Source organism: Streptomyces sp. NPDC058051 (assembly GCF_042885475.1).
GTDB lineage: Bacteria > Actinomycetota > Actinomycetes > Streptomycetales > Streptomycetaceae > Streptomyces.
In genome coordinates, this window is the sequence record NZ_JBHVRW010000026.1 from 106,349 (window position 1) to 115,111 (window position 8,763).

General features: G+C 69.3%; 7 protein-coding genes and 1 pseudogene. 6 read left to right on the forward strand and 2 right to left on the reverse strand.

Translation table 11 applies throughout. The features are described from left to right. Positions 1-155: 155 nt before the first annotated feature. From ACFVUT_RS30930 to ACFVUT_RS30950, 5 genes are read left to right on the forward strand one after another with little or no spacing between them, the layout of a single operon-like run. The gene (locus tag ACFVUT_RS30930; protein WP_389656669.1) at positions 156-1,034 is read left to right on the forward strand and encodes a hypothetical protein; all 879 of its coding nucleotides are present in this window, start codon (positions 156-158) and stop codon (positions 1,032-1,034) included. Next, on the forward strand, positions 1,024-2,397 hold the full coding sequence (locus ACFVUT_RS30935) for a hypothetical protein (RefSeq protein WP_389656672.1): 1,374 nt from the start codon (positions 1,024-1,026) through the stop codon (positions 2,395-2,397). The genes ACFVUT_RS30930 and ACFVUT_RS30935 overlap by 11 nt, the downstream gene beginning before the upstream one ends. Further along, positions 2,394-3,944, forward strand: a complete 1,551-nt coding sequence (locus ACFVUT_RS30940) for an SCO6880 family protein (RefSeq protein WP_389656675.1) — start codon at positions 2,394-2,396, stop codon at positions 3,942-3,944. The genes ACFVUT_RS30935 and ACFVUT_RS30940 overlap by 4 nt, the downstream gene beginning before the upstream one ends. A 42-nt stretch (positions 3,945-3,986) precedes the next feature. Beyond that, on the forward strand, positions 3,987-5,405 hold the full coding sequence (locus tag ACFVUT_RS30945) for an ATP-binding protein (protein WP_389656678.1): 1,419 nt from the start codon (positions 3,987-3,989) through the stop codon (positions 5,403-5,405). A 1-nt stretch (position 5,406) separates the two neighbouring features. Next, complete coding sequence (locus tag ACFVUT_RS30950) at positions 5,407-7,023, forward strand: type VI secretion protein (RefSeq protein WP_389656680.1); 1,617 nt, start codon at positions 5,407-5,409, stop codon at positions 7,021-7,023. Positions 7,024-7,187: 164 nt separating this feature from the next. Here the strand turns inward: ACFVUT_RS30950 and ACFVUT_RS30955 are convergent, their stop codons facing one another. After that, entirely contained in the window at positions 7,188-7,748 is a 561-nt protein-coding gene (locus tag ACFVUT_RS30955) for a GNAT family N-acetyltransferase (RefSeq protein WP_389656683.1), read from the reverse strand. Positions 7,749-7,857: 109 nt separating this feature from the next. On the opposite strand from ACFVUT_RS30955, the pseudogene ACFVUT_RS30960 reads away from it, so the two are divergent. Then, positions 7,858-8,017 (forward strand): annotated as a pseudogene (locus ACFVUT_RS30960) (IS5/IS1182 family transposase); the annotation flags it as partial. Between the two features lie 10 nt (positions 8,018-8,027). Here the strand turns inward: ACFVUT_RS30960 and ACFVUT_RS30965 are convergent. Beyond that, complete coding sequence (locus tag ACFVUT_RS30965; protein WP_389656686.1) at positions 8,028-8,438, reverse strand: HIT family protein; 411 nt, start codon at positions 8,436-8,438, stop codon at positions 8,028-8,030. Positions 8,439-8,763: the final 325 nt, after the last annotated feature.

Genomic DNA, 8,763 nt, shown 5'->3' on the forward strand with positions numbered 1-8,763 from the left:
AGTCCCGCCCACCTCCCACACCATCCGCCCGTCGCACCCACCGGCAGAGGTTGCGTCTCTCTGATGTCGAGTCACCACACCGCCCCCGCGCGGCACCCCGCACGGCTACCGTCGTACTACACGGTCCAGGAAACGGTTGAGGGGGCGCACGCGGCATGAGCCTCGGCGACGAGAACGGCTACGGCAGCGGTTCAGGTCGTACGGACGATGGATACAGCACCATCGGCGGTACGCGCCAGACCCGTACCCGTTTCCCCGACGGCGAGGGCGGCGACGGCTACAGCACCCCCCGCCGCCCCGCCCGCAACTCCCGCTCCCTCGTCACGGTGGTCGGCGTGGTCGTCCTCCTGATCGCCGCCATCGCGTTCGCCAACATGGGGGGCGGAGGCAACAAGGACGGCAAGGACGGCGCCTCGGGCAGCGCCGGAAACAAGCCGGACGCGTCGTCCACGGCCGCCACGGGCACGAAGCCGGTGACAGGGAAGAACGGCTCGATCCCTTCGGGGTTCGCCCATGACGAGCAGGGGGCGCAGAGCGCGGCGGCGAATTACGCCGTGGCGCTCGGATCAGCCGATCTGTTCGACCAGACCCGTCGGCGCGCTGTCGTCACTGCGGTATACGCCCCTGCGGTCGCCGCTGCTCGCCAGGGTGACCTGGACAAGGTGTACTCCGGTGAATCCTTCCTCACCAGCATCGGTCTGAACCCCGATGGCACCGCACCGGCCGGTCTGACCTTCATCTCACGCTCCGTCCCGGCCGGAACCAAGGTCGTGAAATTCAACGGCGACACTGCGAGCGTCGCCGTTTGGTACTCAGCCCTGTTTGGGCTGGCCGGTGAAGGTTCCAAGAATCCCGTCTCAGAGAGCTGGTTCACCAACACCTTCGACCTGGCATGGATCGACGGAGACTGGAAGGTCACCGACTTCACACAGAAGGACGGCCCCACGCCTGTCGGTCGTGACCAGGTTGCATCCCCTGCCGAGGAGATGGCCAACGCAGTGGAAGAGTTCGGAGGGTTCACGTATGCCCGGTAAACCATCCAGCCGAGCCCTTTCTCTGGCGGCGGCCGCAACCAGCCTGCAGGTCGCCGTCATCATGCTGGCCAGTCGCGCATTCGCTGCCCCCTCTCCGAGCCCTACGCCCAGCGAGAGCAACAACGCATGCGACCTGATCCGTGGCCCCGCCAAGGACTACTGCGAAAAAGGCGACGCAGGCGCCCCCAAGACCGACCCGTCCTCCACCGTAGACAACTCCCTGGACCCCCTCTCCTCCCTCGCCCGCGGCTGCGCCGACGCCGCCGCATGGATCATCGGCAAGCTCAGCGAGGCCGTGAAGCAGACCGCGAACGTCGACTTCACCAACGAAACCTTCCGGCAGCAGTACGCGATCGTGTTCGCGGCCTCCGCCATCCTCACGCTCGTCCTGTGGCTGTTCGCCGTCGCCAAGCGCGCCATCCGCGGTGTCCCGCTCACCACCGCGATCTCCGAGGCCGTCGGATTCCTCTGGCTGACCGTCATCGCCTCGGCCTTCACCCCGCTCATCCTCTACGTGGTCGTCTCCGCCACGGACGGCGTGAGTGACGTGATCGCCTCGGCCACGGGAAACAAGGCCGACGTCTTCTTCGGCTCGTTCGCCGAGGCGCTCAAGAAGGGCTCCGACATCGGCGGCGGGCCGATCATGCTGATCGTCGTCTCCCTCGTCTCGATCCTCGCCGCGGGCGTCCTCTACCTGGAACTCGTCATCCGCGCCGCCCTGCTCTACGTGGGCGCCCTCCTCGGCACCGTCGTCTACGCGGGGCTCGTGGACAAGAACATGTGGGGCCACGTGCGCCGCTGGGCAGGCATCATGGTCGCGGTGATCATGGTGAAGCCGGTCATCGTCATCGTGCTGGGGCTGGCCGGCGCGCTCTCCGGGGACGACGGGCCGAACGCGTTCTCCTCCGTCGTGTCCGGTCTCGCCATCATCCTGCTCGCGATCTTCGCCTCCGCGATGATCTACCGGTTCGTCCCCGGCTTCGGCGACGAGATCCAGGGCGCCCGCACCAACCGCAAGCAGGCCACCGACGGCTCCCAGGCCGCCGCGCTGATCAGCTCTCCCGCCGCCCTCGTCTCCCAGGGCATCAAGACCCACAGCAGCCGCAGCGGCCAGAACAGCGGCGACGGCGGCGGCAGCGGAGGCGCGCGGCCCGCCAACCCGATCAGCGGCGGTGTCGCCGCGCACAGCTCCCGCAACTCCGGCGGCGGGAGCGGAGTCGGCGGCGGATCTGTCCCCTCCGCCGCACCTCCGCCCCGCAGCGGATCGGGCCCGACCTCCGGCACCCCCCACAGCAGCCGCTCCCCCCGAGGTGGCGGATCAGGCAGTACAGGTAACAACAGCACGGGAGGTGGAGGGCGTTGACGGTCCAGTCCCACACGATCGCGCCCCGCCGTACGTATCTCATCGGCCGGGCCCGGCCGAACGCGATCGTCGGCAAGAACCGCGAGACCGGCGAGATCGCACTGATCATCGCCGGTGCGTTCTTCGGCATGATGAGCGGGCTGCTCGTCCCCTACCTGGCACCCCGGATCGTGCTGCTCGCCGGTTTCCCCCTCCTTGCCCTCGCGATCGTCTACGTCCCGTACAAGCACCGCACCTTCTACCGCTGGTTCGAGATCAACCGCAGCTACAAGCGCACCCTGAGCCGCGGCACGACCTACCGTTCCGCCGCCATGGAGGCGGGCGTCGGCGCCGACGGGCGCGAGGTCGAGATCGGACCGCCCCCCGGCATCGGCCGGATCAGCTGGCTCGCGGCCCCGTTCGGCCCGGACGAGATCGCCGTGCTCCTGCACGCCGACCGCCGCACCGTCACCGCCGCGATCGAGATCGAGGGCCCCGGCGTCGGACTGCGCGACAGCGAGGACCAAGAGGCCCTCGTCGACCGGTTCGGCACCCTGCTGAAGCATGTCGCCAACGGCGACGGCTTCGTGACCCGCATTCAAATGCTGGCCCGCACCCTCCCCGCCGACCCCGACGCCCATGCCAAGGATGTCGCCCAGCGCGGCGACACGGCGTCCCCGAACTGGCTCCAGGATTCGTACGACCAGCTCCAGTCCATGGTCTCCACCTCCAGCGAACAGCACCGCGCCTACCTCGTCGCCTGCATGCACTACACGCGCGAGCTGGCAGCCGAGGCCAACGCCATGGCCCGCGCCGCCCGTCCCGGCTCCGGCCGGAAGCTGGACCGGGACGCGGGCCTCGCCGTCGTCATGGCGCGCGAGCTCACCGACATCTGCGCCCGCCTCGCCGAGGCCGACATCCGGGTGCGTCAGCCGCTCGGCCAGAGCCGGCTCGCCTCCCTCGTGCACTCCATGTACGACCCCGACCACCCCATCGACCACATTCAGGCCATGACCAAGCGCAACGCCTGGCCGGCCGAACTGGACGCGGTCGAGCCCACGTTCCTCCAGGCCAAGACCCGCGAGTCGGCCACCCGCGCACCCTGGTGCCACTCCACGGCCTGGGTGAAGGAATGGCCGATGACGCCCGTCGGCGTCAACTTCCTCGCGCCGCTCCTCGTCCACACGCCCGATGTGATCCGTACCGTCGCCGTCTGCATGGACCTCGAACCCACCGAGATCGCCATCGAGCGGATGCTCACCGAGAAGACCAACGACGAGGCGGAGGCAAGCCGTCAGGCCAAGATGAACCGCACCGTCGACCCGCGCGACATCGCCGCGCACGGACGGCTCGACCAGCGGGGTGAAGATCTCGCGAGCGGCGCGGCCGGAGTGAACCTGGTGGGGTACATCACCGTGTCCTCAAGATCACCCGAAGCCCTCGCCCGCGACAAGCGGACGATCCGCGCCTCGGCCGGAAAGTCGTATCTCAAGCTGGAGTGGTGCGACCGCGAGCACCACCGCGCCTTCGTGAACACCCTGCCGTTCGCCACCGGCATCCGCCGCTAGCCGCAGACAACCGAGAGAAACGAAAGGGAGGTCGGTCACGCCATGCGGGATCCGCTGTCCGCGCTGTCGGACGCCTTCGCCGCCTTCCTCTTCGGGAAGGTGGAGACGACGAGGCTGCCGGTCCGTACGTCGACCGGACAGGCACAGGCCGTCTATCTGCCCACCGCGGCCCCCGGCCTCGGCGACTCCGGAGTGATCATCGGCCGGGAGGTGTACTCCGGCAAGGGCTACATCTACGACCCCTTCCAGCTGTACGGACAGCAGCTGCCCGCCCCGCACTGGCTGGTGCTCGGCGAGTCCGGCAACGGCAAGTCCGCGCTGGAGAAGACATACGTGCTCCGCCAGCTCCGCTTCCGCGACCGCCAGGTCGTCGTCCTGGACGCCCAGGGCGAGGACGGCGTCGGCGAGTGGAACCTCATCGCCCAGGAGCTCGGCCTCACCCCGATCCGTCTCGACCCGACCTCCGCGCTCAACGGCGGCATCCGGCTCAACCCGCTCGACCCGGCGATCACCACGACCGGCCAGCTCGCCCTGCTCCGCACGATCATCGAAGTCGCGATGGGACACGGCCTGGACGAGCGGTCCGGCTTCGCACTGAAGGTCGCCCACGCATACGTCAACGAGACGATCACCGACCGGCAGCCGGTCCTGACCGACATCGTCGACCAACTGCGCCACCCGGAGCCCGAGTCCGCCGAGGCGATGAACGTCGACATAGATGACGTACGAGCCTGGGGCCTGGACGTCGCCCTCGTCCTGGACCGTCTGGTCGACGGAGACCTGCGCGGCATGTTCGACGGACCGACGAGCGCCGGCATCGACCTCGACGCCCCACTGATCGTTTTCGACCTCTCCCACATCGACCGGAACTCGATCGCGATGCCGATCCTGATGGCCATCGTCGGTGTATGGCTGGAGCACACCTGGATCAGGCCCGACCGGAAGAAACGCATCTTCCTGGTCGAGGAGGCCTGGCACATCATCAACTCGCCCTTCGTGGCCCAGCTCTTCCAGCGTCTGCTGAAATTCGGCCGACGGCTGGGTCTGTCGTTCGTGGCCGTCGTCCACCACCTCAGCGATGTCGTCGACGGGGCGGCAGCCCGCGAGGCCGCCGCCATTCTCAAAATGGCCTCGACCCGCACGATCTACGCCCAGAAGGCCGACGAGGCCAGAGCGACAGGCCGCGTGCTCGGCCTGCCCCGGTGGGCGGTCGAGATCATCCCGACCCTCACCCCCGGCATCGCGGTCTGGGACGTCAACGGCAACGTCCAGGTGGTCAAACACCTGATCACCGAAGCGGAACGCCCCCTGGTCTTCACCGACCGCGCGATGACCGAGTCCTCCGCGGCCGAACTCCTCCCGGAGGACGTACGCGCCGCCGACCTGGAGGCGGAACAGCGCGCGGCACGGATCGAGCACCAGCAACGACTGAACGAGTCGTCCGAGTCAACGGTGGCATGACATGGCAGGGCGCGGTGAGGAACGTACCGGCAAAGGCGGCGGAGGCGTCCCGGACGGCCTGCTGGTCGGTCTGCTGGCCTTCCTCCTCGGGCTGACGCTCCTGGCGTGGATGGCCACCGGCCTGGCCGGACTCTTCGCGCACGGCGCCTGGCCGGAGGGGGTCGCCCTCACCGAGACCCCGCTGGCGATGCGTCAACTCGTCACCGCCCCGCACGATCTCCCGGCCGCCTGGCCGCACACCCCGGCGGACGAGCTCTCCGGATACGGGCTGTTCTGGGGCCTGTTCATAGGCGAACTGATGACACTGATGGTGCTCACGGTGTTCGTGCTGGGTGTGGTGGCCCGTTGGAGAGCGGTACGGGCACGGCAGCGGCACGACCGGAACATGGGCGAAGACGGGCCCGACCTGTCACGGCAGCAGGAACCGCGGCCCGAAGCCCAGCACCCGCCCCGGACGGAGGCGACCCGGGCGACGCCGCAACCGACGGCCCACTCCCCAGAACCCACGAAGGCCACCCCGGAACCCGCTCCCACCCCGGAATCCCCCCACACACCCATGCTGCCCGTGGAGCACACCCCGTCGTTCGAACCCACACGGCCCCCAGCACCCGCACCCACACCCGTGCCCTTCGGGCACCCCCTCCAGCCCGATCCCGCCCTGTCCGCCCCGTCAGCCCTGCCTCCGCCCCGTACCCCACATGTCGTGTACGGGCCGGCCGCCACCCGCCGCCCAGCCGTCGTCCAGGCGATCCAGGAGGCCGACGGGCCCGTGCTCGTCGTCACCTCCGACCCCACCGTCTGGGCCGAGACGAAGGACGCCCGCGCCAAGCTCGGCCCGGTCCTCGTCTACGACCCGGGCCATCTCTGCGACACCCCGGCCCGTCTCCACTGGTCCCCCACGGCCGGATGCGAGCAGCCCGACACCGCCGCCGCCCGCTCCACCGCGCTCCTCGCCCCGGTCCGGCCACAGGCCCGTATCGACGCGGCGACGGCCGACACAGCGGAGACGCTCCTGAAGTGCTGGCTGCACGCCGCCGCCATCGACGGCCGTCCCTTCCGCCAGGTCCACCGCTGGGCTCTCGGCGGCAGCGCCCACGAACCGGTGCGCCTCCTGCGGACCCATCCCAAGGCGGCCTCCGGACTCGCCGGCGTGTTGGAGTCGGCACTCATCGCGCACCCCGAACGCCGCGAAATGGCCCAGGAGTTGACGGTACGCGCCTTCGCCGCGCTCTCCTCGGTCCACATCCGCAACGCCTGCACACCGAACCGTACCGATTCGCTCACGCTGGATTCGTTTGCGGCCGAAGGGGGCACCCTGTATGTGGTGGGTGACCCGATCGAGGATCCCCGCTCGGGCCCCGGAGCGATGCCCCTGCTCACGGCACTCGCCTCACACGTGGTCGAGCACGGCCGCCGCATGGCCGCACGGTCAACCGACGGTCGGCTCGACCCACCAATGACGCTCGTGCTCGACGATGTCGCCGCGGTGGCGCCCCTGCCCCGGCTCCCGGAGCTGCTGTCGACCGGCCAGGCCCTGGGCCTGCCGACCCTGGCCCTTCTCCGCTCCCAGGAACAGGCCCGCGCCCGCTGGCCGCAGGACCTCACCGGCTCGCGCTAGTACGAGATCACAGGCGTCTCCCGGACCCGGCCTCCGCCCTCGACGCACCCACACAGCTCGACGCCCTCACCGCTCGCACCCATCCCTCTCGCCGCCACACCCTCGCGATGGGGGCCCGCCGTGAACAAGACCATTGCGTGCTGGCCACACCCGACGCCACCGCCCTACAACGCCCGCTCCACCGCGTATTCGAGTTCCTGGGCGGACGGGTCGCCGGGCACCGGAATCAACTGCCCGGTGGCCACGAACCCGATCCGCCGGTAGAGGGCCGCCGCCCGCGCATTGTCCTCGTGCACATACAGCCGCACCCGTTCGATCCGCGGTTCCTCCAGCGACCAGGCCCAGTCCGTCCCGGCCCGGAACAACTCCTCGGCCAGACCCGCGCCCCGCGCGCCGGACCGTACGAACACCCCCACCACCTGGGCCTGGTGGACATCGGGCCGCTCCCCGAACCGCACCTCCGCCCCTGTCCGCTCGATCAGCACGGTGACGCTGCCGTCCCACCGCCCGTCGGGCGCCACGGCGACGAACTGCCGCACCTCACCGCCGCCGGCCTCCGACCCGCCGAGTGTCCGGTCCTGCCAGAACGCGTCGGACCGGTCAGCGGCCTCCTCGTACGTCTCCAGAAAAGCCATCGGCGCCGCCGGGTCCTGCAGGGCGGCCAGCCGCAGCTCCTTGACCAGAGGCCACTCATCAGCCCGCACGGCTCGCATCACGTGTTCCATCCCCCGATCCTTCCCCTGCCTTCCCGACCTGCGCAAACACAATTCATGGCCTTGCCCCGGAGGGTGTGCTGCGGATCCGAAGGCAAACGCCGAGAGTGCGTCCCTGTACCTGCTCGACCTGACCCGCGTGGTCCTCGACTCCGCCCACATACGGTGGTCGAAAGGGAGGCGAACTTGCAGGCCCCAGCCCCGTGGACCGGAGCAGACCGGGTTCCAAGATGCACGTCCTGTCGGACGCGAATTCAGCGAACGGCTCGGACACCGAAGGCGGGCCCGACCTCACCGAACCGCGGTGACCTGTTCCAAGACCCGTTCGAGCACCTGGCCCGGCGCCGGCTGAGAACTCCACATCGGCCGCAGGCCATCACCCTGCCAGCGCGGCACCACATGGGCATGGAAATGGAAGACCTCTTGCCCGGCGAACTCGCCAGTGGAATGGACGATGTTCACACCGTCGGGAGCAAGCGCCGCCGTCACCAAAGCGGCCACTCGATGCACCATCCGAGCAACATGCCCGTAAGCGCCTTCGGAGATCTCCCAGACATCCCGGACGTGCTCGCGGGGGACGATCAGGGTATGCCCGGCAGTGGCCGGCGCGATATCGAGGAACGCCACGGCGTGCTCGTCTTCCAGGACGCGATAGGACGGCAGCTGACCGGTGACGATCTGGCAGAAGATGCAACCACTCACCCGCCCGATGATCGCATCCGATGCGCCTCAGCGGCATCAACTCGTGCAACTTCAGCTGCCACGCGCGAGGGATGGCTCGGCTCGATCGAAGGTCTGCGCATCAGCCTCACGGCAGCGAAGGACAAGCTCGCGCAGATCGACCAGCGGAGCTCGCGGGCGACAGCTCCGACCTGCCTCAGCGGGAAGAACCCGTACACGGAGCGGGTGTTCCTGTCTGGTCGTGTCTGGTCGTGAACGCAGAGAAGCCCCGTGCCACAAGGGCACGGGGCTTCTCAACAAAAGGAGTTCGGCGGCGTCCTACTCTCCCACAGGGTCCCCCCTGCAG

Bases quoted from the DNA above. Each gene is read 5' to 3' on its own strand.
- ACFVUT_RS30930 (WP_389656669.1), top strand. From the start codon at position 156: ATGAGCCTCGGCGACGAGAACGGCTACGGCAGCGGTTCAGGTCGTACG.
- ACFVUT_RS30935 (WP_389656672.1), top strand. From the start codon at position 1,024: ATGCCCGGTAAACCATCCAGCCGAGCCCTTTCTCTGGCGGCGGCCGCA.
- ACFVUT_RS30945 (WP_389656678.1), top strand. From the start codon at position 3,987: ATGCGGGATCCGCTGTCCGCGCTGTCGGACGCCTTCGCCGCCTTCCTC.
- ACFVUT_RS30950 (WP_389656680.1), top strand. From the start codon at position 5,407: ATGGCAGGGCGCGGTGAGGAACGTACCGGCAAAGGCGGCGGAGGCGTC.
- ACFVUT_RS30955 (WP_389656683.1), bottom strand. From the start codon at position 7,748: ATGGAACACGTGATGCGAGCCGTGCGGGCTGATGAGTGGCCTCTGGTC.